At 44.0% G+C, this 26,848-nt stretch carries 23 protein-coding genes; 13 read left to right on the top strand and 10 right to left on the bottom strand.

The genetic code is table 11. The features are described 5' to 3' along the window. Positions 1 to 124: 124 nt before the first annotated feature. Positions 125 to 3,160, top strand: a complete 3,036-nt coding sequence (locus IE164_RS17125; RefSeq protein WP_189631495.1) for a DNA polymerase III subunit alpha — start codon at positions 125 to 127, stop codon at positions 3,158 to 3,160. Here IE164_RS17125 and IE164_RS17120 read toward each other — a convergent pair. From IE164_RS17120 to IE164_RS17105, 4 genes are read right to left on the bottom strand one after another with little or no spacing between them, the layout of a single operon-like run. After that, on the bottom strand, positions 3,153 to 3,767 hold the full coding sequence (locus tag IE164_RS17120; protein WP_189631494.1) for a response regulator: 615 nt from the start codon (positions 3,765 to 3,767) through the stop codon (positions 3,153 to 3,155). The two genes, IE164_RS17125 and IE164_RS17120, sit on opposite strands and share 8 nt — an antisense overlap. Then, positions 3,757 to 4,554 (bottom strand): sensor histidine kinase, encoded by a 798-nt coding sequence (locus IE164_RS17115; RefSeq protein WP_189631493.1) that lies wholly within the window; start codon positions 4,552 to 4,554, stop codon positions 3,757 to 3,759. The genes IE164_RS17120 and IE164_RS17115 overlap by 11 nt, the downstream gene beginning before the upstream one ends. Then, positions 4,533 to 5,138 carry a hypothetical protein gene (locus tag IE164_RS17110; protein WP_189631492.1) on the bottom strand — a complete coding sequence of 202 codons (606 nt, stop codon included), beginning with the start codon at positions 5,136 to 5,138 and terminating at the stop codon, positions 4,533 to 4,535. The genes IE164_RS17115 and IE164_RS17110 overlap by 22 nt, the downstream gene beginning before the upstream one ends. 2 nt (positions 5,139 to 5,140) lie before the next feature. Further along, positions 5,141 to 5,686: a hypothetical protein gene (locus tag IE164_RS17105; RefSeq protein WP_189631491.1), complete on the bottom strand. Its 546-nt coding sequence runs from the start codon at positions 5,684 to 5,686 to the stop codon at positions 5,141 to 5,143. Positions 5,687 to 5,963: 277 nt separating this feature from the next. Between IE164_RS17105 and IE164_RS17100 the strand changes: the two genes are divergently transcribed. From IE164_RS17100 to IE164_RS17080, 5 genes are all read left to right on the top strand, one after another. Further along, positions 5,964 to 6,350, top strand: coding sequence for a hypothetical protein (locus IE164_RS17100; protein WP_189631490.1), 387 nt, complete (start codon positions 5,964 to 5,966; stop codon positions 6,348 to 6,350). A 96-nt stretch (positions 6,351 to 6,446) separates the two neighbouring features. After that, positions 6,447 to 7,934, top strand: coding sequence for a bifunctional metallophosphatase/5'-nucleotidase (locus tag IE164_RS17095; RefSeq protein WP_189631489.1), 1,488 nt, complete (start codon positions 6,447 to 6,449; stop codon positions 7,932 to 7,934). Then, entirely contained in the window at positions 7,921 to 8,301 is a 381-nt protein-coding gene (locus IE164_RS17090; protein ID WP_189631488.1) for a DUF8817 family protein, read from the top strand. Before IE164_RS17095 ends, IE164_RS17090 begins: the two co-directional genes overlap by 14 nt. 187 nt (positions 8,302 to 8,488) lie before the next feature. Further along, the gene (locus IE164_RS17085) at positions 8,489 to 8,644 is read left to right on the top strand and encodes a hypothetical protein (protein ID WP_189631487.1); all 156 of its coding nucleotides are present in this window, start codon (positions 8,489 to 8,491) and stop codon (positions 8,642 to 8,644) included. Between the two features lie 381 nt (positions 8,645 to 9,025). Continuing rightward, complete coding sequence (locus tag IE164_RS17080) at positions 9,026 to 9,394, top strand: SnoaL-like domain-containing protein (protein WP_229838751.1); 369 nt, start codon at positions 9,026 to 9,028, stop codon at positions 9,392 to 9,394. On the opposite strand, the gene IE164_RS17075 is transcribed toward IE164_RS17080, so the two are convergent. Together IE164_RS17075 and IE164_RS17070 are read right to left on the bottom strand one after the other, a co-directional pair. Further along, a complete protein-coding gene (locus tag IE164_RS17075) occupies positions 9,391 to 9,846 on the bottom strand; it encodes a hypothetical protein (protein WP_189631486.1) in 456 nt (151 codons plus the stop codon). The two genes, IE164_RS17080 and IE164_RS17075, sit on opposite strands and share 4 nt — an antisense overlap. 79 nt (positions 9,847 to 9,925) lie before the next feature. Beyond that, the gene (locus IE164_RS17070) at positions 9,926 to 10,798 is read right to left on the bottom strand and encodes a pirin family protein (RefSeq protein WP_189631485.1); all 873 of its coding nucleotides are present in this window, start codon (positions 10,796 to 10,798) and stop codon (positions 9,926 to 9,928) included. 226 nt (positions 10,799 to 11,024) lie between these two features. Between IE164_RS17070 and IE164_RS17065 the strand changes: the two genes are divergently transcribed. Beyond that, entirely contained in the window at positions 11,025 to 12,119 is a 1,095-nt protein-coding gene (locus IE164_RS17065; protein ID WP_189631484.1) for an alkene reductase, read from the top strand. A gap of 81 nt (positions 12,120 to 12,200) precedes the next feature. On the opposite strand, the gene IE164_RS17060 is transcribed toward IE164_RS17065, so the two are convergent. Together IE164_RS17060 and IE164_RS17055 are read right to left on the bottom strand one after the other, a co-directional pair. Further along, complete coding sequence (locus tag IE164_RS17060) at positions 12,201 to 12,593, bottom strand: DUF1801 domain-containing protein (protein ID WP_189631483.1); 393 nt, start codon at positions 12,591 to 12,593, stop codon at positions 12,201 to 12,203. Between the two features lie 26 nt (positions 12,594 to 12,619). Continuing rightward, positions 12,620 to 13,189: a DUF4287 domain-containing protein gene (locus IE164_RS17055; protein ID WP_189631482.1), complete on the bottom strand. Its 570-nt coding sequence runs from the start codon at positions 13,187 to 13,189 to the stop codon at positions 12,620 to 12,622. A 20-nt stretch (positions 13,190 to 13,209) separates the two neighbouring features. On the opposite strand from IE164_RS17055, the gene IE164_RS17050 reads away from it, so the two are divergent. Further along, positions 13,210 to 14,388 carry a DegT/DnrJ/EryC1/StrS family aminotransferase gene (locus IE164_RS17050; protein WP_229838749.1) on the top strand — a complete coding sequence of 393 codons (1,179 nt, stop codon included), beginning with the start codon at positions 13,210 to 13,212 and terminating at the stop codon, positions 14,386 to 14,388. A 54-nt stretch (positions 14,389 to 14,442) separates the two neighbouring features. Here the strand turns inward: IE164_RS17050 and IE164_RS17045 are convergent, their stop codons facing one another. Further along, a complete protein-coding gene (locus IE164_RS17045; protein WP_189631481.1) occupies positions 14,443 to 17,130 on the bottom strand; it encodes a carboxypeptidase-like regulatory domain-containing protein in 2,688 nt (895 codons plus the stop codon). Positions 17,131 to 17,164: 34 nt separating this feature from the next. Further along, positions 17,165 to 18,025: a GLPGLI family protein gene (locus tag IE164_RS17040; protein ID WP_189631480.1), complete on the bottom strand. Its 861-nt coding sequence runs from the start codon at positions 18,023 to 18,025 to the stop codon at positions 17,165 to 17,167. Between the two features lie 117 nt (positions 18,026 to 18,142). Between IE164_RS17040 and IE164_RS17035 the strand changes: the two genes are divergently transcribed. The 5 genes from IE164_RS17035 (at position 18,143) to IE164_RS17015 (ending at position 26,838) form a co-directional block, all read left to right on the top strand. After that, on the top strand, positions 18,143 to 19,741 hold the full coding sequence (locus tag IE164_RS17035; protein ID WP_189631479.1) for a sensor histidine kinase: 1,599 nt from the start codon (positions 18,143 to 18,145) through the stop codon (positions 19,739 to 19,741). Continuing rightward, positions 19,728 to 20,405 carry a response regulator transcription factor gene (locus IE164_RS17030; RefSeq protein ID WP_189631478.1) on the top strand — a complete coding sequence of 226 codons (678 nt, stop codon included), beginning with the start codon at positions 19,728 to 19,730 and terminating at the stop codon, positions 20,403 to 20,405. Before IE164_RS17035 ends, IE164_RS17030 begins: the two co-directional genes overlap by 14 nt. 84 nt (positions 20,406 to 20,489) lie before the next feature. Further along, positions 20,490 to 21,029, top strand: coding sequence for a hypothetical protein (locus tag IE164_RS17025; RefSeq protein WP_189631477.1), 540 nt, complete (start codon positions 20,490 to 20,492; stop codon positions 21,027 to 21,029). A gap of 96 nt (positions 21,030 to 21,125) precedes the next feature. Continuing rightward, entirely contained in the window at positions 21,126 to 23,531 is a 2,406-nt protein-coding gene (locus IE164_RS17020; protein ID WP_189631476.1) for a TonB-dependent receptor plug domain-containing protein, read from the top strand. A gap of 463 nt (positions 23,532 to 23,994) precedes the next feature. Continuing rightward, positions 23,995 to 26,838: a hypothetical protein gene (locus tag IE164_RS17015; RefSeq protein WP_189631475.1), complete on the top strand. Its 2,844-nt coding sequence runs from the start codon at positions 23,995 to 23,997 to the stop codon at positions 26,836 to 26,838. Positions 26,839 to 26,848 lie beyond the last annotated feature (10 nt).

Raw genomic sequence — 26,848 nt, 5'->3', positions numbered from 1 at the left:
TCCTTACCTATTCAGCTATATTTTAGTTAACAAACTAATAAAATTAGTTTGCTATTTTTATTAGCTTTGTTCTTGCGGTCCAGTGAATGGATGAGCGTTTTCTATCGCGGTTGCACATAGCAATATGTACATTAACTGTCATTCATATTTTAGCTTCAAGTATGGCACTATACGAACGTCCAATTTATTGGAGCTGATGCAACAGGCTGGGGTAAAGAGTATGGCTCTTACCGATATTAATAGTACTGCGGCCTCCCTCAATTTTGTACGTTTGGCTCCTCGCTATGGTGTTAAACCTATTTTAGGCATAGACTTTAGAAATGGAGCTGATCAATTGTATGTGGCTATTGCCCGAAATAATGAGGGCTTTAGAGAGCTCAATGATTACCTCTCAAAATATTTGCACTCCAGAGAAAAGATTCCGTACCGTGCCCCTCGTTTTAATCAGGCGTTGGTTATATACCCTTTCGAAAAATATACAGGCTTTAATCTCAATGATTATGAATATGTGGGGGTAAAACCCAAAGATTTACCAAGGTTGGTTTATCCTCCTCATGCAATTGACAAAGAAAAGATGTTGGCTATGCCAACGGCCACTTTTAGAAGTAGTGTAAATACCAAAACCGGAGAGCGGGAGGTATTAAAGCGCGATTTCAATGCTCACCGGTTGTTAAGAGCCATTGCCAATAACATGTTGTTGAGCAGATTGCCGCGCTCTGAAGAGGCACACCCTGGCGATTTTATTTATCCGGCCGAAGAGCTAAGGCGGTTATATAGCAACCATCTCTACCTGATAGAAAATGCGGAGAAGCTTTTAAGTATTTGTGAGATACACTTCGATTTTGAGGGAGAGAACCTGAATAAGAATCTTCGTTGTTTTTGCGAAACCCCTGAGCAAGACTATGCCATGTTGGAAAGGCTTTGTGAGGAAGGGCTCTATTATCGCTATCCCAATCCTTCTCAGAAAATAAAGCAAAGAGTAAAAACAGAGTTGGATGTAATAAAACAACAAGGGTTTATGTCTTATTTTCTTATTAACTGGAAGCTGTGTAAGTATGCCAGGGAGAAGGGATATTATTATGTGGGAAGGGGTAGTGGAGCCAATAGTGTAGTGGCTTATTTGTTGCGAATTACAGATGTAGATCCTATTGAGCTGGACTTGTATTTTGAGAGATTTATTAATCTCTATCGTCAAAATCCTCCTGATTTCGATATTGATTTTTCATGGAAGGATAGAGAAGATATTACAGAGTTTATTTTCAGAGAATTTCAGCATGGAGAGGGAGGGAATGTGGCTCTGTTGGCTACTTATAGTACTTTTCAGTTTAGAGCGGTGGTTAGGGAGTTGGGCAAGGTGCTGGGGCTTCCTCCCCATGAGATAGAATATATTCAAAAGGCTGAGCTTCGGAAGTTGGATCATACTCAGCAGTTGGTGCTGCGCTACGGGCATTATATTGAAGGTTTTCCGAGTCATTTGAGTATACATGCCGGAGGAATTCTCATTGCTGAAAGGCCTATTCATTACTACACGGCAACCGATTTGCCTCCCAAGGGTTTTCCTACAACTCATTTCGATATGGTTGTGGCCGAAGACATTGGGTTATATAAGTTTGATATCCTTAGCCAGCGGGGACTGGGCAAAATTCGTGATAGCCTGGAAGTTATTCGTAGAAACCACCCCGACAGGCCTCCAATTGATATTCATGATATTGCTTGCTTCAAGAAGGACGAACGTGTAAAGAATTTGCTGCGCGAGGGCAAGGCTATAGGTTGTTTTTATGTGGAGTCTCCGGCTATGCGCATGTTGCTCAAAAAGCTGAGGGTAGATGAATACCTGGGGCTGGTTGCTGCCAGTTCTGTCATTCGGCCCGGGGTAGCCAAATCAGGTATGATGCGGCAATATATTCTGAGGTTTCGTGAGCCGGAGAGAAGAAAGGAGGCGCACCCTATTCTGCGTGAGATTATGCCCGATACTTATGGGGTAATGGTGTACCAGGAAGATGTGATTAAAGTGGCACACTATTTTGCCGGATTGAGCCTGGCAGAGGCCGATGTGCTACGCAGAGGTATGTCAGGTAAGTATCGTTCCAGAGAGGAGTTTCAGAAAGTACGGGATAAATACTTTGAGAAGTGCAAAGAAAAGGGGCACTCGTATGAATTGGCGGCTGATGTATGGCGTCAAATAGAAAGCTTTGCCGGTTATGCTTTTGCCAAAGGGCACTCGGCCAGCTATGCCGTAGAGAGTTATCAGAGTTTGTACCTAAAGGCACACTATCCGTTGGAGTATATGGTAGCTACTATGAATAATGGTGGCGGGTTTTATAGTGTAGAGCTATATGCGCATGAGGCCTATATGCATGGGGGCGATGTGCAGCCTCCTTGTGTAAATTTGAGTGAAGAGCTTTGTGTCATTTATGGGCGTAGTATTTTCATAGGCCTCGGTTTTATTGGCGATTTAGATAAAACTACTGTAGCGGCCATTTTGGAAGAAAGAACAGCCAATGGGGTTTTTATGAGCTTTGATAATTTTTTGAAGCGGGTATCTATTTCTCTGGAACAAGTGACCCTTTTGGTGAGAATTGATGCATTTAGATTTACCGGACGGTCGAAGAAAGAGTTGTTGTGGGAAGCACATTTTCAGCTTAGTCATGCAAAGAAGACCCGGCCGGTAAAAATGCTTTTCGACCCCAAAGTAAAGCGTTTTAGCATACCTCCTCTAAGCTATGATAGGCTGGAAGATGCTTTTGATCAGATTGACCTTTTGGGTTTTCCGTTGTGTAATCCTTTCGATTTGCTTCAGGAGTTGCCGGCACAAGAGGTTTTGGTTAGCCAAATGGAGCGGTTTAAGAATAAGGTAGTTACTATGGTGGGGTATCTGGTGCACATAAAGAACACCAATACTTCAGGTGGCAAGCGTATGCAGTTTGGTACCTGGATAGACCGTGAGGGCCACTTTATAGACAGCACGCACTTTCCGCCTGTTGCAGCAAGGTATCCGTTTCGGGGAAAGGGTATTTATGCTATTGAAGGTAAAATTGTGGAAGAATTTGACTTTTTGAGCCTGGAGGTTATTTCTATGCGAAAGCTCCGGTATATTCATGATCCGCGAGTGGCAGAGGAGCCCCGGCATGCCACAATGGGTGCTTTAAATCCTATATAATGCCTTGATTGAGAGCAAATTGTATGAGTTGTGAGGTGTTGTGTAACTCTGTTTTTCTAAGAATGTTTCTACGGTGGGTTTTCACCGTGCTTTCGGCAATAAAGAGTTTATCGGCAATTTCAGTGCTGGTGAGCCCCTCGGCCAAGAGTTTAATAATTTCTATTTCGCGGTCGCCTAGTTTGTATTGGCTTACGGTATTGCTTGCATCGTCAAAGGTGTGAACCATATCGTAGTACGATTTTCCACTATGCACCCGATAGATAGCCTCTTTTAGTTCCTGCCCTGTATTGCTTTTTAATAAAGAACCATCTATGCCAATTCTGAGCATTTCTTCAATAAAAGACTTCTGAGCATACATGGTGAGCACTATAATTTTAACACGTTGATGCTTCTGTCTGATTTTTCGGGCACAGGTTAGCCCATCCATTACGGGCATGTTAATGTCTAAAACAACCACATCGGCATAGTGAGTATCCAGAAAGTCCAAAACCTCCTTTCCGTTGTGTGCTTCTCCGCAAACATCAATTTCGGGGTGTGCCGATAGTACAGCCTTCAGGCCTTCGATAACAATGGCATGATCATCGGCCAATAATACTTTAATTTTCATAGAGCGGAATTTCAATGGTGATAGAAGTTCCTCCGGAATTGGATAGAATGTACAGTTCTCCGGAGAGTTCGTTTATTCTCGATCGTATATTCAATAACCCCATCCCTTTTTTGGCCTTTCCAATGTCAAAGCCCACACCATTGTCTTTATATATAAGGTGAAGGTGCTGCCTTTCGTCTTGGTGAATGTCTATGCTGATTTGCCCGGCATAAGCATGCTTAAGAGTGTTATTCACCAATTCCTGAATTACTCTGTAGAGCTGGTAAGCCATATTGCTCGATAGGTTGTCTTCAAGAATTACTGAGGTGGTTATTTTTATTTTCTTAAGCGACTCTATGGTGGATTTTAGGTCGGCAATGGCCGTTTCAAGGCCAAAGTGTTTCAAGGCTACAGAATCTAACTCGTGCGAAAGCTTGCGTGTTTCGTTGCTGGCCTGTTCAACCAGTTGACTTATTTTGCTTAGAAATTCATTTTTTTGGTTGGTTGATGGAGCTGAAACTGCAGAGTCGGCATACATTTTTAGAGTAACCAATTGACTGCCCAGATTGTCATGCAACTCTTGAGAAATACGCTTACGCTCCATGTCTTGCCCTTTCAATAGTGTATAGGCCGAGTGCAGTTCTTGCTGTTTCAGAAGGTCTTCAATTTCCTGAAAAGCAATTTTTTTCTTGAGGAGTTTTCTTTGGTAGAAGTAAATAAAAAAAGTGACTCCAAAAGCCAGCAGCAACATGCCTATGGTGCCCAGAATTAGAAATGCCTGGTAGTTTATTTGAGTGTCATTTTCCATAGGCCAATAGCAATAAAGGTGTTTTTGAGCACATTGGAGATGTTATGGAGAATCCACAGAGGCTCATCGACCAGAATGTACCGACTAAACACAAAGGTGAGAAAAGCACCTGAGAAGTAGGTGAGAAGACCTACGGTGATCCAAAACAAGGGTGATTTTTCCAAAAACAGGTCTTCTTCGTTGTGGAAAAACTGATAGAAAAGACGAAGACATAGAAAGATAATAAGCAGACATTCAATAGATCTGCCAATGGTATTGAACATGCCCATTTCAAAAAGCAGTGAGTTAATGGTATAGTAAATGCCGTAGCATACAGCCAAGAAGGGAATCCACCTTCTGTTTTCCAGTACTTTGTAGAAAAAGAGAAACAGGAGCATGGCTTCCACTAAACCATAGGCATGAAGAAAGAGGTAATTAGAGCCCTTTACCACATAAATAGAGAGTAAGTCTGAGGCAAAGGAGACAAATACAAAGAGCATAATGACTTTGAACCGGTCATTATGCTTTTGAGTAAGGTAAATACCAATGGGAATAAGTGGAGAAAACACAGATGAGTAAATAAATATGTAGTCCCAGTTATTCATTATTATTTACCTGGGTCACAATTGTTAGGGCAGGGGGCGGAAGTGTTGAGTACCACTTCTTCTTCCAAAAAGTTGGGAGGGTTAACCTGAACAAAGTCTTTTCCATTGCCTCGTACGGGTACGGCCAGCAGATCTATATGGCCTGGAGTATTTTTGATGTTCCAGGTTAAGTAAATTCTCAATCCCTGTACCCTCTCTTCAGGGTCATCTCCAATGTCTTCATTTATTCTTTTAATTCGAGAAAACAACGTGTCGAAGTGAGCCGATCCAAAGGCGAAAGCAAAAGGGGTGATTCGTAAGGAGTCAGCGGTGCTGCTTCTTCGGTTTTCCCGATTGAACACTTTCATTTTGTCTTGAGCTTCCTTTAGCGAAATAAGTGATCCGGTACCCTCGGGGTCGATTCTGCTGCCTTGAAATTTTTGCTGAAGACTTGGCGTGGCACTAAGCTTATCGAGAAACTTATCATCTTCTGTAGGTACCAGTATTCTGATAACCGCCAGCGCCAGGAGAGTGGCAAACACGAAGGTTAAGGTCTTGTAAATGTTCATGGTATGGTTGGTTTGGTTTGTGTGTCAAGTTGAGTTGCATAAGTGCGCTGATCAATACCTATCAGGGAGTATTCTTGGTGAGAGGGTGTTTGCCGGAATGTTTATGAAAGTACTAATTCTTTCCCAGAAAAGCATGAGTGTATTCCAGGGTCGTGCTAAGGCTGACCGTTGATCAGATTACTTAGAAAGATAGGAATCTTACCCCTTGGGAGGTATTGAAGCCCTGCTGAACATGAGTGATGTTTGATTCAAGTTGTCAAATCAAACATTTATAATCATGAAAGAAGAATTCTATTTTAAGCGTTTGCCAGATCTAAGCAAGGATGAGGTAAACTATCTGTCTCAGGTACCCGATTTCAGTTTAGATGCTGATAACTACGCAGATTTTGAGCTGCAAAGTTGCTGGTCCTATGGGCCTTTGGGAATTTGTCTCCGTCAGGAGGCTGATAGAATCAGAGCCTACTTTTTTATATATGGGGTAAAAGTAGGTAGTGCTACCCTTTTGAAAACGAAACCATGTGTAGGCTGGGGATATGATGAGAATGGTATTAAAGTTTCTATCGAGGTATGCGCAGACTTTAACAGAAGACGTGTTGTAGCACGAGGTAAAATATGCCTGTTTATTGCCTGTGCTGAGTTTAATCAAGTAATCTTTAATTGGTAGCAAGGGTTGAATTAGCCAAATGTGCCCACTAGGCAAGGCGCATTTGGTTTTTTTACACAGCACAAAAGCGTAACTTTTGGCGGTAAACACAGCGTCATGAAAAAGTTACTCCTTTTATCCCTTCTGGCTCTTATCTTTCATTCTTGCGAGAAGAGTGAAACGGTTGAGTTTATTATTCTCCAAATGAACGATGTCTATGAAATAGCACCTATTGAAGGAGGTAAATCGGCAGGCATGGCTCGGGTGGCTACCATTAAGAAGCAGCTCCTTCAGGAGAATCCACACGTAATTACAACCCTTTCTGGCGATTTTGTGAGTCCATCGTTGTTGGGTACGCTTACCTATGAGGGGGAGAAAATTGCCGGCAGACACATGGTGGAAGTAATGAATGCTGTGGGAGTAGATATTGTGGTACCAGGCAACCATGAATACGACATTAAGGAAGGAGAACACCTAAAAAGAATTGCCGAGTCGGACTTTCAATGGACCACCACCAATTGTTTTCATAGAGTAGACGGAAAGCTTATTGACTGGAAGCAAAAAGGACAGCCATTTCCTGACCATGTCATGTACAGTATAAATGGAGTTGATGTGGCTTTTTTTGGGTCAACGGTACCGTTCAATAAAGCCTCTTATGTGGGGTATACCGATAAATACGAGTCGGTAAAATCCACGTATGAAAAAGTGAAGGATCAGGCAGAAGTGCTGGTGGCTATTACACATCTGGAAGAAGAAATGGATGACTCATTGGCCAGGTATTTTGTGCCTGAGTTAGACCTCATTTTAGGAGGGCACGATCATACCAATATGAAGTATGTTATAGGTAATACCATTTTGACCAAGGCCGATGCCAATGCCAAAACCGTATACGTGCACCGAATCACTTACAATAAGGCCACTAAAGTAACCGACATTCAGTCGGAACTGGTAACTATTGATGATACCGTGGAGGAAGATCCGGAAGTGAAGGCTGTAGTAGACAAATGGGTGGCTATTGGCAATGAAAGTATGGCCGGCATGGGCTATACCCCCGATGCGGTGGTAATGACCACGACCGATACACTCGATGGCCGAGAAAGCAGTATTCGATACCGCCCTACTAACTATCCTATACTAACAGCCCAATCCTTTTTATATGTTGCCCCAGAGGCCGATTTGGCCATTCTTAACTCTGGTTCCATTCGGTTAGACGACCAACTTACAGGTATCATAACAGAGTACGATATCCTGCGTTCCTTCCCTTTTGGAGGAGGAATATCGCTGGTAAAACTCAATGGCTCTGTGATTGAGCGAGTGCTTGAAACAGGCACCGTAACCAATGTGGGGTTGGGAGGTTACCTGCAGTTGGCCAATGCAGAAAAGAGAGAAGGTAAATGGTACATTAAAGGAGAGCTCCTAAACCCGGCCAGGCAATATGTGTTAGCGCTACCTCAATTTGTAATGGGGGGCGGAGAAGCCAACCTCGAGTTTCTCAAAAACTATGAAGATACGGCTAGAAACCCGGAGGCTTTTGGCCAGGTAAAGAACGATGTGCGAGATATTATAATGGCCTATTTAAAACAGCAATCAAATGAAGCCGGATAAACCTTTTCTGGATCATTTTGCGCCTGTGGTGCCCGTAACCAATATAGAAGAAACCATTGCCTGGTATGAAGATAAATTGAGGTTTACAGTGGAGTTCACCTGGGAAACCCCGGTTACCTATGCTATTCTTAAAAGAGACCAACTGGTTATTCATTTTTCGGAGGCACCAACAGACTTTCAGTTGCAGCGGGTACACCCCACGCTTTATGTCTTTGTTCGCAATGTCGAATCGCTCTACCGGGAGTTCAAGTCAAAAGGACTGAAAGTGAGTGAGTTGGTGAAGGCTGACTATGGAATGACCGATTTTGATTTATACGATCTCAATGGTTTTAGGATCAGCTTTGGACAAGGGAATGAAGAAGAGTAAGTGCCAAAAGTAGGGTGTGCTTGACCTTCGGTGTATAATTGTTGTTAAGCCCCGATTTTCTCCATTAAATAATTGTAAAAAAGGGCCTAAGCTTTTTTGGATAATGCAAACGATTGCATAATATTGCAATCGGAAATGGAGATTCAGCCTGACGGGCAGTTTAGAATTTTGTAAGTAAGGTAAACTAATGGAGGTATTAAAGTCTAGTCAAATGAGCGAGTCTAACGCCAACAAGGTTAAAACGGGTGCAGGCTTGCATCAAGAAAGAAGTTCACAAAGTTTCAATCACCAGCGCGTTTCAGTGAGAGATATAATTGTGGATTATTACCGAAAAGGTAAATAAAGGAGCCCCGAAAGGGGCTTTTTTATTGCCTTTACATTTCAACCGAAGCTCTCTGTATAGAAGCTACAAACCTTTGAATCTTTACATGGTTGTGGGTTTCAATTAATGAGTTATTTCTGCATGGTGTCGAGGTGCATAACCTACACTTACCCCTGTATCAGTTCCATGCGCTTCGCCTAAAGAAATTTCAAAAGCAGAATAAAAGCTTAGCAGCTGAGGTTAATTGCTTAACTTATCACAACGGACCTTACTTTTTGTATGAGCGCAAATGACCGGTTTCAACCGTGAGGGCCTTTTCTTCTGTGAACTGGTTCTGACTTATTGAGAGTAGGTGATTTTACGAGCCAGGAGAATGGCCCTTGAAAATTAAAAAATATAACCATGAGTGTTTTACAATTAGAGCAAGACTTACAGCAAATGGCCGGAGGAGGCCAGCTAATTGAAGCTTTCGATAAGTTTTATGCCGAAGAAGTGGTCATGCATGAGGGCAATGGCGATGTATTTGAAGGCAAAGCTGCCAACAGAAAGAGACAAGAGCAGTTTTTAGCCATGATAAAAGAAGTACATGGTGGTGGAGTAGGTGCACTGACCGCTAACGAAGAAACCGGGCAAACCGCTACAGAAACCTGGATAGATGTGACCTTCATGGACGGGAACAGAATAAAGATGGAGCAGGTCTCTGTAAAGCAGTGGAAAAATAACCTGGTTGTACATGAGCGCTTCTACTACAATATGCCCACACCAGGCTAAATGTTCAATTGGCGACCTTCGGCCAAAGCCTGATGATCTTTTTGTATACCAATGGCCATGCCTATGCTCATGCCAACAGGTATACCTATTCCAACGAATGCGAAATTATTGAGTAGGGAAGAGAAGACTGTGCCCAAGGGCACACCGAATACACCCATTCCAATACCCATCCACAGGTTTCTGTAAAAGTGCGGTACGGTGAGGCCATGTTTTTTTCGCAAACGGTCAGTGAGCATATTATAAAATGCTCTGATTTGTGAAGGTTTGGTGTCGCCAGCGAGTTGTTTCTTCAAAGTAGCTAGTTCATTACTGAATGCTTGTGGAGCTAGTCCCCGTTGATCCAGATGTTTTAGCAGAGCAATCACTTTCTCAAGCGCTTCTTTAAGGTGAGGGTTATTGGTTCCTTCTGCTCGAACCTGTAGTTCTTCAATTACCAGGCTAAAATCTTTCATAAGCCGAATATCAATCAATTGATCTGGAGAACCTTTAGGCAACCAAAGGAACGGTATATAATGCGTCTGATTGAGTACATTATTCCGGCAAAGGGATGTAGTCTTTTTCGCCCGGAACCATTTTAAACTGCTTGTTTTTCCAGCGTAGTTTGGCTTGTTCAATCACACTTTTGTCAGAAGAAACGAAGTTCCAGTAAATGTACCGTTCTTCAGGAAATGCTTCCCCACCAAAAATCAACACCAAGGATCCCTTAGCCAGTGTTATGTGGCACATGTCTTCCTCTTTAGATACCAACATATTGCCTTTTTCAATACGCTCATTGCAGGCCAGAATGTGCCCCTTAACCACACATACGCCAATTTCGCCCTTAAGCTCGCCACTGACTTGTAAAGAAGCTTCGTTGCTAGCTTCTACTTTTAGCATAAACAAAGAGGAGAATACTGGAACGGGCGACTGCCTTCCGAAGCCTTGTCCGGCAATAAGCTTAAACCGTAGGGAATCAGTTTGCCATTCGGGCAGTTCATGGCCGGGCGTGTATGAAAATTGCGGGTCTATCTGTTCTTTGTCTTTAGGTAGAGCCACCCAAATCTGGTATCCATGAATAGGAAATGTGCCACCATTTCGCTGATGATCCGGGCTTCTCTCAGTGTGCACAATGCCATGGCCGGCAGTCATCCAACCCACTGAACCGGCCGTTACCAACTGCTCTGTACCTAAAGAGTCACGATGCATTATTTCACCTTCCAGTAAATAAGTAAGAGTAGAAAGACCAATGTGTGGATGTTGGCCTATATCCATATAATGACCATCCTGAATCAGAGAAGGCCCCATATGGTCGATGAATATGAAAGGCCCCACCATACGCTTTTTTCGAAAAGGAATAAGTCTCCCAACCATAAAGTCGCCAATGTCGCGGCTTCTTTCTTCAATAATTAACCCTGTGTTCGACATGACTTCAATTTAGCGATAGCCTATGGTAAAATGGCCAGAGCCAGTGCTTTTCTGTGAGAGCAAGCTGGAGTGAATTGATGCAGTAAGAAAAAAGTGAAGAGATATCTGCCTGTATTACAGGAGCTTTAAAGGCGGTGGGGCAAAAAAGTCCCAATTCATGAAATCATATGTATATACACGCTGTTGTGAGGGCTGATTGAGAAAATTAAAAACAAACAAATAAGTAATGTCTAATTTATTTCAACCGTATGAAAAAGGAGCCCTGCACCTGAAAAACAGGGTGGTGATGGCTCCCATGACCAGGTCAAGAGCCATTGGCAATATGGCCAACGAGCTGATGGCTGAGTATTACGCTCAACGCGCAGAAGCCGGCCTTATAATTACCGAAGGAGCGTCTCCATCGCCCAATGGTGTCGGTTATCCGCGAATTCCGGCTATTTACAACAAAGAGCAGGCTTCTTCGTGGAGGCAGGTTACCGATGCCGTTCATGAAAAGGGGAGCAAGATTTTCTTGCAAATAATGCATACCGGGCGAGTTTCTCATGAGAAGAATCTTCCGAAAGGTGGTCGTGTATTGGCTCCTTCGGCCATAGGTGTAGAAGCTCCTTTCGACAAAATGTATGTGGATGGGGAGGGCATGCTGCCTATTTCCGAACCACAGGCAATGACCCTGGAAGAAGTAAAAAGCACCATAAAGGAATATGCCGAAACAGCCCGGCTGGCCGTGGAGGCGGGGTTTGATGGGGTAGAACTTCATGGAGCCAACGGATATTTGATCAACCAGTTTCTAAATCCAAAATCCAACCAGCGCACCGATGAGTATGGAGGAAGTAGCGAAAACAGGTCCAGATTTTTACTTGAGGTAACTAAAGCGACTATTGATGCTATTGGAAAAGACAAGGTGGGAGTGAGAATTTCTCCATACGGTGTGTTCAATAGTATGGGAGCATTCGAAGGCATAGATGCGCAATATGAATTTATTGCCAGACAACTCAACGCCATGGGTATTGCCTACTTACATATGGCCGATATGTCTGCCATGACCCAAGTTCCGGTTCCGGATTCTATTAAGCAAACGCTTAGGAGAGAGTTTTCCGGGACTCTGATTTTGAATGGAGCTTATGCAAAAGATTCTGCTCAGAAAGATATCGAGCAGGGCAAGGCCGACCTGATAGCCTTTGGGGTTCCTTTTATTGCCAACCCTGATTTGGTTACGCGCATGAAAGAAAACCTGCCACTGGCACAACCCGATCAGAGCACCTTTTATACCCCGGGAGCTCAGGGCTATACTACATATGCACCAGCTACGGTGAATGCCTAAAATGAATATTGCCCTCCACAGATTGGTTTTCCTAAAGAAGGATTGGCTCTTTGTGGAGTGGCAATGCTTACGAGTTCTTAATTACTTTGAGCGGTCTAAATCGGCAGCCTCGAACAACAGACCTCTCAGGGTTTCCAAATCTTCGGGAGTTAACTTCTTATAAGTTCTGGTTCTTACATATTTGCGTTTTCCTGAGGTCAGGTAGGTTTGGTCAGAAAGTAAATGACCCTGTGCAAATCCAAACTGTACACCTTCAAATGTACCGCCCCATGGCACGGAACCCGGCCAAATAAAGCATATGGTTTTTCGCGCTCTAAAGAACGGAACATTATAGCTTAGTTTTTCTTTCACTTCCGGAATACACTCATACACCAGGTTTCTCAGGGTGTTGACAAGACTCAGCTCTTCTTCAGGTAAAAACGCAAACAGATCGTCTAAATCTTGAAATGCTATGGGTTGAAACTTGTTGGGCATTGGGAGGAGATTTGTCGGGCAAGCCCCTAAAGATTTGCTTCGTAAGCTCTTTGAAACCACGCCTGCAAACCCTCAAGGTCTTCTACCTGCTGAATTCTGATGCGGTGGGTGACCATACTATTCCAGCTTCCGGCAGCTTCAATCTTACCTTCGGGCTCAATCCCTTTTAGGTTAAGGCCAATATCTAAGCGTGTTTTTGTGCTTGGCTGCAGAAGAGCAAATTGCTTTTTGGGAGTGCGCAGGCTGATATAGGTTTTTTTGTAGGCAAACTCTACCTCGCCCTTAAGTGCTTTGAACAAATTTTTTACTGTGTAAAAGAGGGGGGCAATATCTTCTTTACCTTTTAAAAGTTCCCGGTCTAGCGAATCATCAGAGGCGGTTTGTTTCTCTAGCAACTCGGGCTTCAGATAAAGCTGTGCAATGGTGTTTGCAAAACCATGGCTCACACCATACTCGCCTTTCAAAAGCTTCATTATCTCTCCATGTTTGCCAAGCGCTGCTTTATGGAGCACGGCCTTCCACTCTTCAAGTGTTTTTCCGGTTTTCTCAGCCATATTGGCAATCATGGTTTGCAACATTTCTTCAGGACTAGCCATAGTTACTATGTGTTAAATGAATGTCTAATTTAATAATAGTGCCCATAGCAGAGACTGCTCTCAGGAGTATTTTTCTTTATCTTTCAGCAATGAGAGTTCCCTATTTAGATTTAAAACCCATTCATGACTCGCTAAGGGAAGAGCTTGACGGAGCTTATCGTCAGGTTATGGATGAGTCGTATTTTGTGCATGGTAGTGCCGTCACCAATTTTGAAAAGGCTTTTGCTCAAAAGCTGGGGGTTGAACATTGCCTGGCCGTTGGCAATTGCACAGACGCGCTTTTTATAGTACTCAAGATGCTGGGTGTTGGTCAGGGGCATGAAGTGTTGGTTCCGGCCATGACCTGGATTTCAGATGCTGAGGTGGTTTCTAACCTTGGAGCGGTACCGGTGTTTGTGGATGTTGATGCAGAAACTTACTGCATTGATGTGGCACAACTCGAAGAAAAGATTACCCCGCGTACAAAAGCCATTGTGCCGGTACACCTCTATGGTCAAATGGCCAATATGGATTCTCTTATGAAGGTGGCCGAGGCTCATGGACTTTGGGTGGTTGAAGACTGTGCCCAGGCACACTTTGCCCAACAGAAGAGTGCCATGGCAGGCACCGTTGGCCATGCTGCAGTCTTTAGCTTTTATCCGACCAAGAACCTTGGGGCTTTGGGCGATGCCGGAGCGATTGTAACAAACGATAAGGCATTGTACACAGCTTGCCGAAAGATGGCCAACCACGGGGCTTTAGACAAACATGACCATGAGTTTGCAGGTATGAACAGCCGCATGGACACCCTACAGGCGGCAGTGTTGAACATTAAATTGAAATATATTGATGGTTGGAATAAGGAGCGCAATGCGCTGGCCTTGCGCTATTTTAAGGGCTTAGAAGGTATTTCAGCTGTACAATTGCCCCATAAAGCCGATAACAATGAGCATGTATACCATGTCTTTCAAGTGTTAATAGAGCATCGTGATGATTTGAAGGCTTACTTAAAGGATTGCGGTGTTCAAACTCAGATCCACTATCCGAAGGCCCTGCCCTTTACCAAGGCCTACTCAACTGTAAACACAAAAGCAACCGACTTTCCGGTTGCCTTTAAACTTCAGAACCAAGCCCTTTCGCTACCTGTTTATCCTGGCCTGGAACATGACCGACAGGATTTTGTTATAGCTAAGATGACCGAGTTTTTTAATAGGAGTTAAACCGTTCTTCGCGAACCTCTGAGCTCAGATATGGTTCGCGAAGAACAGTCATTTCTATAAGTCGTACATTACGCTAAATACCCAGTAGCGCTTCTGAATAAAATATTCAAAGGTGCTAATGAGGCTCTCGCTAAAAGAGTCTCTTCGAATGCCGGTGGTATTCAACAGGTTCATTCCTTCTACCTTAAACTCCCAGGGTGAACCCTCTTTTCTATACCGCAATTCGGCATCGAGCAAATCGAAAGTCTGAGTGGGATTGGTAGAAGATACATAGCTATTGTACTCGTAGTTGGCATTTAGGGTAAAGCCCTTAAGAAAACCAATCTCCAGATTGCCAAATGGCTGATGGGTTTCAAACTGACTGGTGGTATTCCTTGCCTCATAGTTGTTCAGAGCCAGGCTATATCCGAAATCGAGATACAGCTTTTTAAAGAGTGTGGTTGTAATGGTGGCCTTGTAGCTTTGGTTGAAGCTAACGTTTTGATTAGGGGTGTCAGATATAATGTTATTGCTGGTGCTTCTACTCCAGTTGGCGCTCAGGTTGAACCGGAAAGCATCCAATCGTTTGTCGAAACTTGCATAACCCGACATCACCTCGTTGGCTGCATTAATGTTGATGGGCGAGTTTACCCGCTCCAGGTTGTTAAACTGCACAATGTTGCTCACATCATCCAGTCGTTTGGAATAATTGAGCCCGCCATACAGGTTTAGGAAGTTATACATGTTGAAGTTGAAGTAGCGAAGGTTCAGGCTATGGTAGAGACTGTTTTTGAGATCAGTGTTTCCCCGGAATAGCGAGTTATAACTTCTCACCACAAGAGCCTCAGCAAAATTTTGCACATCTGTAAACTCTGCAGTTACGGCATAGTTGAGGTTGAGCGTATGAGAACTTCTAAACTGATAGCGGGCAGAGAAACCAGGGAGCAGCATAGTCTTGTCGAAACCGTTTTGTGAATCATTTTGGTTGTTCCACACCTTGTATCGGTGCAAGTTCAACGAAGGGCTCATTTCTAACGGACCGAACTTTGTTTTGTAAAGAATACCCAGATAGTAGTCTTCAAAAGTATAGTCCACCAGATTTATCAGGTTGCTTTGACTAAACTCATTTACCGTGCCATCGTCCAACGTTTCGTACATGCTTGAATTGAGTGTTTGACTGGTGGAATTGCTACCCAGCTTAAAGTTTACGTGGTTCGTTTTGTTGAGAATGCGGTAATAATTGAGGGCAGACTCATACTTATTGGTAGCCACATACCTAAGCTGTGTGAGGTTGTAAGGGCTGTTGCCAGTCATCGGAATAATAGAAGCAAACGGCTGTCCTGAATTCACAAGGTTGTAAGTAGGGTCTTGTATTTCATGAGAATAGCTGCCTTCAAAAGACCATATGTCTTTGTTTGTTGCCGCCCAAAATGCCCTAAGTTGCTGTTGAATGCTGTAAGGTTCCTGTGTAGTGGCGCCATTAATGTCGTTCGACTGATTACCAAAAGTTGAGTTTTGAAAGTCGAGGTTTTCTATACTCGCCAAACGCCCAAAGCCACTATAGTCTACCTGCAGATTGGGGTTAGGCATGTATTTAATTCCATACTTGAACAAACCGGAAGTGCTCTCTACTTGCTGTTCGGAGGTTAGTAATTCGGTATTGTTGCCCGGCTGAAGCACATAGGTACGTTGTGAGATAGACCCAAGCGTGTTGTCTACCCGAGACCCTATGGCGAAACCATTAATATGCCATTTGTTAGAAGGGGTGAAATTGTAGTTGAGAGCCCCAAGTTCATTTTTTAGCGACTTGGCGTTGTTTCTTTCAGCCATTGGAATGCCCAGCTGATTGGATGTGGTTTGAATGGATGAGCCGGCACCTCTCGAAAAGCCCCCCAGTCCTCCGGAAAACCGGAAATAGTCACTCATACTGAAGGCCGGAATCCCCACGTTATTGGCATCGGCAATCAGGTTGATATTGGTTTTCTTGTCGTAGTAAAATGTGTTTACATGAGCCAGGTAACGCCCTTCAGGTCCGCCACCAAGTTTCAGGTCACCAAACACCATACTCTTTTTATCCTCCTTTAGTTGAATGTTCAGGGCAAGCTGTTCGCTGTTGTTTACCCCTCTCAGTGGGCTTATGTCATTGAAGTTCTGAAGCACCTGCACCCGATCTACCACGTTGGCCGGTAGGTTCTTGGTTGCCAGTTTGGTGTCTCCTTCAAAAAACTCCTTGCCATCAACCAAAACCTTATCTACACTTTTACCCTGCACTTTCACTCCTCCGTCTGCATCTACCTCAAACCCCGGCAGGTCTTTCAGTACATCGCCCAATTTTCGTTCGTTGCCTTGTGTAAAAACCTCGGCTTTGTAGGTAATCGTATCGCCCTGAATAAGCACCGGCATTTCACTCACCACCTCTACATCGCCCAACTGCTGGGCATCGGTAGTCAGGCCAATGCCAAAAGGGGTAGAGTTGCTTTCTTCTGCCTTATAGGTTCTTTCAAATGGCAGAAAGCCTATAAAGCTTACCTTAATGGTATACACCCTGTCTTTTTCCAGCGAGATTTTAAACTGCCCCTGAGGGTTAGTTACGGCAAAGGCCGCCATGGTTTTTTTTACCGTATCAATGGCAATTACATTGGCAAATTCCAGAGGTGCCCCCTGATCATCGCGAACCTCTCCACTAAAAATTACCTTTTGCTGACCATGCGCAATTGAAAATGCTCCTGCTAAAAGCACTATTAAAAGGACTAGCTTGTTCATATAATAAGTTTTTGACTTGGGCTTGGTGTTAGAATTAGTTGCCTCCTATTTTGAATTTCATTTCCCCCTTACCATTGCTGAACTTGGTACCCATTTCTTCCATCTTGGCGTCCATTTCTGCCTGCAGCTCTGCACGGGTTACCTTTTTGCCCTTTGAAGGCTTTTTAATAACCACAGTTTCTTCAGGGTTAAGCACCACTTTTGTACATAAATAGGTGGTTGGGCCATCGGTAAGCTCCAGAATCAGCCCGGGTAAGCCCCAATAGTCGCCAGGTCCTTGCGATACCGGAATTTGTGGAGTATACCAGGCTACTACCTGCACGGTATCTGTTTTTATTTCGGCTTCAGATTTATCGTCTTTAGGCTTGTTAGAATTACTACTAAAAGAAATGACGCGGCTTTCGCGAATGTCGTTGTAAATGGCTTTGTAGGCTGTATAATTACCAATTTGTTTGGTTTCGTTGGTTATTTGCCATTCCCTACTTTCCAGTTCATCGTTCACCAGAAAAGGTTTATTGAATACTTCCGACTCCCGTAAATAAAGGTTCTCGGCTGTGTTTTTATAAGTAACCCCACTCATGTTGCCCGCAATTCGAACAACCACACCGCCAGAGGAAGCCGAAGTAGGTCCACCATCCAGACTTTCCACTTCTTTCCAGACCGACTCGGTCAGGTTAAACTTGAGCTCGTATTCTTTCTGAAATTGCTTTTTTAATTGCTCCTTTAGCTTGGCTTCCATATCGGGGCTGGCACCCTCCAGTTTAACCCCGAAACCGTCCATCTTTCTAGACGACTGATAAGTGGCGTAGCCCTGGAAATTCTGAGCAAAAGCAGAAGTGCTCAGAAAAAACAGCATGGCAAAAAATAGATAAAGTGTTTTTATAGTCTTTTTCATAATACTTGAGTTTATCACTCTACAAATGAATATAGACGCTGTAAAACATTGAGTTAAGCAGTGTTAACGTGTGTTAAGCTCAAAATTGAAAGTGAGTTCTGTGTGTATATTTGCCTTGTGAACGCTCTGAAACTCAAACGTATAATTTATCTCATTACGGCCACAGCCATAATTACCATTGCTACGCAGGTGTATCGGAATGTTCAGAACTATGACCTGAACAAAGAGCGGTTTATTCAAGATATGCAACGGGCTCTGGATGTGAGCATAGACAGCTATTTTGCCGATCTGGTTCGGCAAGATATAATGTATAGGCGACTGGATCCTAACGATACCCTTATGCCGGGTATCGTTTTTCGCGGAGCATGGACATCTTCGTCAGACTCGGTTAGAAAAACCACCGACTGGTCTGTTTTTCTGGATTCCCTAGGTCTCCAGAAAGGCAAGCTCTCCAAAGTAGAGTTAGACTCACCCGTTAAGAAATTTGGTGTCTGGCAAAACATGGCCCATTCTTCTGTGGCTATCTCCGATAGTATTTTGTTTAGTCAGTCGCATACAGGCAATGTAGAAATCAAGGTTACTGATAGTCTGGAGCAGATTAAGGGCTTTGCCAAAAAAATAATCATATCGTTAACCAATAGCAATTTGAATCTCGAAGCTCTGAAAAGCCACCTGCAAGACGAGTTGAACCGAAGAAATCTAAGGGTAAACCATGTGATGGTGCTTTACAAATCAGTGCCGATAGGGCTAGAGGTGGTTGAAAGCAGTAATAAAAATGGGGCGATTACATTCAATAGGCCTAAGGTTGACACACTACTATCAGAGCCTGTCGATGATCTGGAAAATTACCCGCTCGATGTGTTTTCCAAAAGCACATTTCTAACTAAAAATCAGCGGCTGCAATTGAGGTTCGAAAATGCCTCTCTGGCTATTCTTAAAAGAGGAGGGCTGGATTTACTCATTTCACTGGTTATCTCTTTTATGGTTATTGGCTCCCTGCTGTATCTCTACAGGGTGATCAGCGAGCAAAAGGAGTTGGCCGAGATAAAGAACGACCTGATTAGCAATATTACTCATGAGTTTAAAACCCCAATTGCTACTATTTCTACCGCTCTGGAAGGTATTTCGAATTTCAATGAAGCCAACGATCCGGTGAAAACCTCCAAGTATCTGGATATTTCAAAAGATCAGCTCGGCAAGCTGAATGGTATGGTAGAAAAACTACTGGAAACGGCTTCCTTGGATTCCGATGATCTTGAAATTTCGCTAGAGGAAGTAGAGGTTGTGCCTTTTACCCGGCAAATCTATGAACGCTATTACCTTATAAAAGGAGATAAAAAGCTGAGCTTTAAAACCGATTTGCTTGGCGAAACGGCTTTTCTGGATGTGTTTCATATGGAAAATGCTATTGGCAACTTATTGGACAATGCCATTAAGTATGGAGGTAATCAGATAGAGTTGGAGCTTTCGGCCAGTACCGATAAAATAGCCTGGCGAGTGACAGACAACGGGGGGCACATTGGTAAGCAGGAGCAACAGCGCATATTCGATAAATTTTATCGTATACCCACGGGCAATATTCACAACGTAAAAGGTTTTGGAATTGGCCTTTTCTATACCAAAAGCCTGGTAGAAAAACATAGCGGAGAGGTAACACTTAGTGTGCAGCCCGGTAAAACCACTTTTATAGTAGAAGTACCCCATGGCAAAGCATAAGATACTTTTGGCAGAAGATGAGGTAGCCCTGGGCACCATAGTGAAAGAAAGCCTCGAAACCAGAGGCTATGATGTAATCTATTGTGCCGATGGCGAAGAGGCCAGGCTCAAATATGAGCAAACCGGTCCGGAACTATTGGTGCTAGACGTAATGATGCCCAAAAAAGACGGATTTTCTCTGGTCAGGGAAATCAGGAAAAAGAACGACCGAATTCCCATTATTTTTCTAACCGCTAAGAGCCGTACAGAAGATGTGGTGGAGGGGTTTGGCTATGGGGCCAATGACTACCTAAGGAAGCCATTTTCTATGGAAGAGCTAATTGTGCGTATAAAGGCACTGCTCAGCCGACACGCAGGAGGTCAACCCTCAGAAGACGTATCCATAGGGCAGTACACTTTTAATTTTTCGAGACAAACACTGCGTTTTCAAGATCAGGAAGAGCAATTGACGCACCGCGAAGCCCAACTGCTCCATGAATTATACCTGCATAAAAACGACCTGACAGAAAGAACCCTAATACTCAATACCCTGTGGGGGAGCGATGACTTTTTTAATGCCCGAAGCATGGATGTGTTCATAACCAAGCTCCGGAAAAAGCTTAGCCAAGATACTTCCATACAGATTCTAAACGTAAGAGGCTATGGATACAAGCTCATTTGCTGATCTGCCCATTACAGTAATAAAGTGCCTCCTGTCACTCTCTGCTTATCAAATCAGTTATTCTTTCTTAGATTGTAAGCCTGTAAAATGGCCACTCGAACCAGACAGTTTATTTCTGTAGCACTGCTCATGTGCTTTCTTGCCCCATTAGGGCTTAGCTATGCCATGCTTAAGCTCAAACAGTGGAAGTTGAGAGAAGACATTGAACATCAGATTCTGCTTGGGGTAGACAAAGGGGAGCTCATTCAGCTTACATTTACAGCTGAGCAGGCTGCTACGTTGAAATGGGAGCATGAGCGGGAGTTCGAATACCAGGGCCAGAGCTACGATGTGGTAGAAAAAGAAGAACTTGAAGGGAAAATTATCTACCACGTTTGGTGGGATAAGGCAGAAACCAAAATTAAGTACCAACTCGATCGCCTGGTGGCCATGGCCATGAAGCACGATCCTGATCAACAGCATAATCAGGTGCAAATAGAACGTTTTCTCAAAGGCCTATATCATTCGGTTATAGTTTCAGACCTACCCATCGGCTTTGGTTTTCATATCCATGAAGCCATGCAAGCTCCGGTTTTTTATCGGTCAATCTGTTGGAGTCCTCCCGTTCCTCCACCCATCTATTGTTAAGCATTTCGGGTTTTTAAGACAACCTCACAAAGAGGCTTGTTTTATCAGTTTTTCAGTCGGCAAGACTGAACATGTTTAACAATTCACTTTTTAATCATGAAGAAAACTATTCTTCTGGGCTGGCTGTGCCTACTTTGTTGCGTAGCCAAAGCCCAGGTTTTAACCGTGGTAGACCAGGAAAGCGGTCTGCCATTGGAGCTGGCTGTTATTGTCAGCGAAAAGGACAATACCGTTCTCACCACCAATGCCAAAGGCCAGGCAGATATTGCCGCACTGGAGGGGGCAGAACTTATACAGATACGCATTTTAGGTTATGCCACAGCAGAGTATAGCTTCGAACAGTTGGAAGCTATGGGTTTTCAGCTAGGCCTTCGTCCTACTAGTCTTTCGCTCGATCAGTTTGTTGTTTCTGCTACCCGATGGAGTCAGTCTTCTGCAGAAGTGCCTCAAAAAGTAATTACTGTCACTCCAAGAGAGGTGGCTTTTCAGAACCCTCAAACAGCGGCCGATTTGCTTTCGGTTTCCGGCCAAATATATGTGCAAAAGAGCCAGCAGGGAGGAGGCAGCCCCATGATTCGTGGCTTTGCTACTAACCGCCTGCTCTACACGGTAGATGGTGTGCGAATGAATACCGCAATTTTTAGAAGTGGGAATATTCAAAATGTAATTTCGCTAGACCCGTTTGCCATAGAAAGTGCCGAAATTGCTTTTGGCCCTGGTTCGGTTATTTATGGTAGCGATGCCATTGGGGGAGTAATGAGTTTTCAGACACTCACCCCACAGTTATCTTTAACCGGTACCCCACAGATTAGCGGAAAAGCAGTTTTACGTTATGCTTCGGCCAACAACGAAATGACTGGCCATGTAGGCTTTATGTTGGGACTCAAAAAGTGGGCTTTTGCCACTAGCCTTAGTGCCAATGATTTCGATGACCTGAAAATGGGAAGTAACGGGCCTGACGATTACCTCAAAACCTACACGGTAGAAAGGAGAGGCAATGAGGATGTGGTGCTTACCAACTCCGACCCAAGGGTACAAAATCCGAGTGGTTATTATCAGTTCAACATCACTCAAAAGGTAAGGTATAAACCCAGCCAATATTGGGACTTTCAATATGGGTTCCACTACTCAGAAACATCTGATTATGGCCGGTATGACCGGCACTTGAGAACACGCAATGGGGCGCCACGCTATGGAGAGTGGAGTTACGGGCCGCAAATCTGGATGATGAATAACCTAAGTGCCAGTCATCAGAGAAAATCCGGTTTGTATGATGCCGTTACGCTTAGACTCGCCTACCAGCATTTTGAAGAAAGCCGCAGAGACAGAAGCCTGAACAGTAATCAGCGATCGGTACGCGTAGAAAAAGTAGATGCTTATTCGGTAAATATTGACGCCAACAAGCGATTGAGTGACAAAAGTAAGCTGTTCTACGGGGTAGAGTGGGTGCTTAATGAAGTGAACTCTACCGGTTATGAGCAGAATATACAAGATGGCACTTCAACGGAAGGGCCCTCGCGGTACCCTCAGGCCGAATGGACATCGTATGCGGCATACATTACTCAGGAATACAGTCCTACGGATTACCTGACCTTTCAGGCAGGCCTGCGCTATAATCGTTTTGGAATAGATGCAACTTTCGATACCCGGTTCTATCCCTTCCCTTTCACGGAGGCCTCGCTGAACGAAGGGGCGTTGACAGGGAGCTTAGGAGCCATATTACGTCCAGATGCTACTTGGGTAGTTAGTGCCAACATGGCTTCTGGCTTCAGGTCGCCCAATGTAGACGATATGGGTAAAATATTCGATTCGGAGCCTGGAGCAGTGGTTGTGCCCAATCCTGACCTGAAGGCTGAAACTGCATACAATGCCGATATAGGCATTGCTAAAATATTCTCAGGAGTACTGAAGGTAGATGTAACGGCCTTTTATACCTACCTGGACAATGCGCTGGTCAGAAGAGATTTTACTCTCAATGGAATGACTGAAATAATGTATGACGGAGAGATGAGCAAGGTGCAGGCCATTCAAAACGCTGCCGCTGCTGAGGTCTACGGTTTTCAGTTGGGAGCAGAAGTAAAACTACCGGTAGGTTTTAGTTTTAATACCATGTATAATTTTCAGCAAGGAGAGGAGGAATTAGATGATGGCTCCAAAAGTCCATTGCGGCATGCAGCACCCGCTTTTGGCGTGAGCAGACTCAATTATCTGGGCAACAAATGGAGGCTTAGCCTCTATGCCAACTACCACGAGGAAGTGTCTTTCCATGAAATGCCCGAAGATGAGAAAGGCAAAACAGAAATATATGCTGCCGATGAAAATGGTAACCCTTACGCACCTGCATGGTACACGCTCAATTTTAAAGCGCAATACAGTTTTAACGATGTGCTAACGGTGACTACAGGTGTAGAAAACATTACAGACCAACGTTACAGGCCATATAGTTCAGGTATTTCAGCTCCCGGCCGAAACTTTATGATTTCATTGCGGGCAAATTTTTAATACCCAGGCCACATGGCATTGTCCAATGGGCGAGCAAGGATGTTTACACAAACCCTTGCTTGCCCATTTTTGCTTTTTGGACTGCAGTTTTTAAGAATCCGGGTGTTATATGGTCTTATTATCAGTGAGTTATGGGTGGATGACTCCTGGTTTTATCCAAAATTCCGACTAGCTGGTAAAAGCCTCTAATGGGATGGTTATCGTTTCAAATGTGGATTTATTGTCCGTGAGGGTATTTTTTTGCACTCAGAACTTCGTAAGTGGCTACCAAAAAAAATCTTTTCACACTCAAAACCGCCATTTATAATAGAAATCGGCCGAAAATCTTTGCGTATTTCACCTATAAACTACTTATATTTGAAATACCTAACACCGTAAGAACTAACTTATTTTGACTACGTGTAATCCCAGATATAGGAGATTTCTCTCCTTTGTGGTATGCGCTAGCTGTATGCTCTTATTAATGCTTCAGACAAGTGTCGTAGCCCAAGAGAGAACAGCGAGTGGTCTCACTTTACAGTTCTTAAAATCCCAAACAAGCGGTTCTGTTGATGAAGTAGCCTCCAATGTGCTCAAGGTGGTGAACAGAACAGGTCGTACCTCAGTATTTAAAATAGAAATTGCTACTCCACCTAATTGGTCTCGCGTAAGGGCTGAAGACCAAGTTTATAACGTAGCTAACAACGACAGTCTCTTCATCCCCATTCGGGTGGTGCCTGAAAAATCGGCTACAGGCAATGTAAATTACTTTATTAATGCTACTGCACTTACCACCAACGGAATTCCGTTGGCTTCCACGCCCTGGTCTATGCAAGTGGTAAAAGTGTCGCGTTGGTTCGCTTCAATCGTAAAGTCGGAGGTGTTTTTTCCGGCCGATAAAAAGGAGGCACAATTCCAGGTGAACTTAAAGAACAATGGCAACTCTGCAGAAGATGTGATGATTCTGTTCAATCCGGATGTGAAGGTGAAAATTCTGGACATGCAGGGAAATCCTTTTGCAGACAATTCGCTACCGCTTAAGCTCCCGGTTGATATTGATACCACCCTTACCTTTACTGCTCAGTTGGACGAAGAGGCCAAAAAAGAGAATTTCTTCACGGCAGGAGCCATAGATTCTGAGCAGACCGATCAGTCTGAGTATAAGGTCAATATTCAGGTAAAAGATGTAGCGGGTAACCGTGCAAGCTGGGGCGGAAGAGTAGATTTCAAGAAGCTAAATCAGGAACACAAGTTTAAAACAGCGTATGGTTCATCCACCATTCCAATCAACCTGGAGTTCAACACTTACAATGTGTTGTCGCAGTTCACGAATTTCAGTCTGGATCTTAGCGGGGAAGCCGATCTTGGAGAAGATCGCTTCCTTCGCTATTATTATCAGACCATCATATCCAGCAATAGCCTTGCCGGAACCCAGTTTTTAGGCTCCTATCGATTTGCTGAATATCGCACACCTAAATATTCTGTATCTGCCGGAGACATAGGGCAGAACATGGAGCTGTTGCTTAATGGAACTGGTGTAAAAGGCTCCTACTATTTCGATAAGGTGGGTGTTTCGGCCATTTATGTTACCCGGCCACAAAACGGCAATGTGCAGAACAACCTGAATAGCATGGGAGCATCAGTTCGGTACAGAGTTTTTCAAGGGCTCAATGCCACGGCCGAATTGGTAAATCAAGACGATCAGTTCAACCAGGTAAACCGCAACCTTGCTACACTCAGGGCAAACTATCGCTTACCCAACCAGAGCATTGTGGATGTTAAAGTAGGGTACTCTACAGAACTGCATGAGGGGGCCAGCGGAACCTTCTCTGTGCCGGGTTTTGGGGCTACGGCTCGCTACACCGGAAGAATACAGGGCGTTAGTCTTTCTGCGCAAGGGCGGTACAACAGCCCCAACTATTCCTCGCAGTTCAGGGGTTCTGTAGATTTCAATACCAATGCCAGGTATAATTTGGGAGAAACTACTTATGTGGGCTTACGAGTGAATATGAACAGCCGTAACCCTGAGATATACAGCAAGGGTATTCTGTTTCCCAGAAGAGAATTTGTGCGCAATACCTTTGAAGGGCAGTATGGTTGGGCCACAGAGAACGGCAATTTTATGGTATATCCGCGCTATACCTATGAGGAAGTGTTGGACCTTAGAACATCGACCACCGGTATGGGATTAAGCTTTAGCACCAACAAAAGTTCAGATGCCCGCTTGTTTACCCGTTTCTTTTCTGGCTTTACCAAAGCACTCGACTATAACATGAAGCCATATCTGGTGTCTCGCTGGGAAAACACTTTGCGTTATAAAAACCTCAACGTTTCGGCCCGCTATTATTATGGCCCCTTTAATGTGCTGGACAACCTAAGGGTTGTGGAAGATGGCATAAATCCACAATCCTTGTTTTTGAGTGCTTTTGCTCAGCTAAATTTTACAAAGGCACGAATTTCTGTTCGTCCCATGTTCACTATGGCCTATGAGTCAGTTTTGGCCCGGTGGAGAGCCAATATGGCACCGCAAGTCACTTACTTCTCGAAGAGCGGCCTGGAGTTTAATATGACGGTTGAATATTTCAGTATCAAACAAGGAGAAAGCCCACTGGCCAATGTTTCTGAGTTTGGCACTCAGGCATTTAACCCGTTCAGCCAGTCCAATGCATTTCTTCGCTTTGGAATAAAAAAACAATTCAACCTGAAAAAGCCGGGCAAAAAAGCACATGACCTTGAGGTGGTGGTATTTAAAGACTTAAATGGAAACAACCTGAGAGACCAGGGGGAAGAGTTTGAGCGAAATGTGATTGTAAGAGTAAACGGGCAGGCGCTTATGACAAACCAGGATGGTGTGGTTTACTTTAGAAACCTGCCGGAAGGGAAATATTTTGTAGAGACTGAGTTGCTGACCAATTCAGAGGGCTGGTTCAAATCTAAAGGCGTGGAGGTAGATGTAAACTCCAGTCAGGCAGTGTACATACCCCTGAAGCGAGGAGTGCAGATAATGGGGAATATCATTCTGCAAAAAGCACAGTACTCGGCACTAGGTGAGGGAGGAATGAAGCTTAACGGCATTCGGGTAACGGCTACAGATGCTACTGGCGAAAGCTACTCTACACTAACCGATTTGCAAGGTAGCTTTAGGCTTTATGTGCCTTTTGGCCAATATACTATTAAGGTGAATGAGCAGGCGGTAGATAGCCAGTTTGAGTTTGCCCAGTCTAGTTACACTTTAGACATCAACAACTTAGGAGGAAATTACCAGCTGGCCTTTTACCTCATTGAGAAAAGAAGGCAACTGAACATTAAACGATTTGACAACAACTAACAATCAACAT

Origin of the sequence: Roseivirga thermotolerans, assembly GCF_014653175.1 — a bacterium.
In the GTDB taxonomy this organism is placed as follows: domain Bacteria; phylum Bacteroidota; class Bacteroidia; order Cytophagales; family Cyclobacteriaceae; genus Roseivirga; species Roseivirga thermotolerans.
Note: the sequence above shows the minus strand (reverse complement) of the source record. Positions and strands in the feature narration are given on the sequence as shown.

Coding starts and splice junctions, on each gene's coding strand:
- IE164_RS17060 (WP_189631483.1), bottom strand. CDS start 12,593: ATGCCCAACAAGTTTCAACCCATAGCATTTCAAGATTTAGACGATCTG.
- IE164_RS17040 (WP_189631480.1), bottom strand. CDS start 18,025: ATGAAAAAGACTATAAAAACACTTTATCTATTTTTTGCCATGCTGTTT.
- IE164_RS17095 (WP_189631489.1), top strand. CDS start 6,447: ATGAAAAAGTTACTCCTTTTATCCCTTCTGGCTCTTATCTTTCATTCT.
- IE164_RS17045 (WP_189631481.1), bottom strand. CDS start 17,130: ATGAACAAGCTAGTCCTTTTAATAGTGCTTTTAGCAGGAGCATTTTCA.
- IE164_RS17025 (WP_189631477.1), top strand. CDS start 20,490: ATGGCCACTCGAACCAGACAGTTTATTTCTGTAGCACTGCTCATGTGC.
- IE164_RS17120 (WP_189631494.1), bottom strand. CDS start 3,767: ATGAAAATTAAAGTATTATTGGCCGATGATCATGCCATTGTTATCGAA.
- IE164_RS17085 (WP_189631487.1), top strand. CDS start 8,489: ATGGAGGTATTAAAGTCTAGTCAAATGAGCGAGTCTAACGCCAACAAG.
- IE164_RS17125 (WP_189631495.1), top strand. CDS start 125: ATGTACATTAACTGTCATTCATATTTTAGCTTCAAGTATGGCACTATA.
- IE164_RS17105 (WP_189631491.1), bottom strand. CDS start 5,686: ATGAACATTTACAAGACCTTAACCTTCGTGTTTGCCACTCTCCTGGCG.
- IE164_RS17030 (WP_189631478.1), top strand. CDS start 19,728: ATGGCAAAGCATAAGATACTTTTGGCAGAAGATGAGGTAGCCCTGGGC.
- IE164_RS17090 (WP_189631488.1), top strand. CDS start 7,921: ATGAAGCCGGATAAACCTTTTCTGGATCATTTTGCGCCTGTGGTGCCC.
- IE164_RS17055 (WP_189631482.1), bottom strand. CDS start 13,189: ATGGCTAGTCCTGAAGAAATGTTGCAAACCATGATTGCCAATATGGCT.
- IE164_RS17020 (WP_189631476.1), top strand. CDS start 21,126: ATGAAGAAAACTATTCTTCTGGGCTGGCTGTGCCTACTTTGTTGCGTA.
- IE164_RS17065 (WP_189631484.1), top strand. CDS start 11,025: ATGTCTAATTTATTTCAACCGTATGAAAAAGGAGCCCTGCACCTGAAA.
- IE164_RS17050 (WP_229838749.1), top strand. CDS start 13,210: ATGTCTAATTTAATAATAGTGCCCATAGCAGAGACTGCTCTCAGGAGT.
- IE164_RS17075 (WP_189631486.1), bottom strand. CDS start 9,846: ATGAAAGATTTTAGCCTGGTAATTGAAGAACTACAGGTTCGAGCAGAA.
- IE164_RS17100 (WP_189631490.1), top strand. CDS start 5,964: ATGAAAGAAGAATTCTATTTTAAGCGTTTGCCAGATCTAAGCAAGGAT.
- IE164_RS17015 (WP_189631475.1), top strand. CDS start 23,995: ATGCTTCAGACAAGTGTCGTAGCCCAAGAGAGAACAGCGAGTGGTCTC.
- IE164_RS17110 (WP_189631492.1), bottom strand. CDS start 5,138: ATGAATAACTGGGACTACATATTTATTTACTCATCTGTGTTTTCTCCA.
- IE164_RS17070 (WP_189631485.1), bottom strand. CDS start 10,798: ATGTCGAACACAGGGTTAATTATTGAAGAAAGAAGCCGCGACATTGGC.
- IE164_RS17080 (WP_229838751.1), top strand. CDS start 9,026: ATGAGTGTTTTACAATTAGAGCAAGACTTACAGCAAATGGCCGGAGGA.
- IE164_RS17115 (WP_189631493.1), bottom strand. CDS start 4,554: ATGGAAAATGACACTCAAATAAACTACCAGGCATTTCTAATTCTGGGC.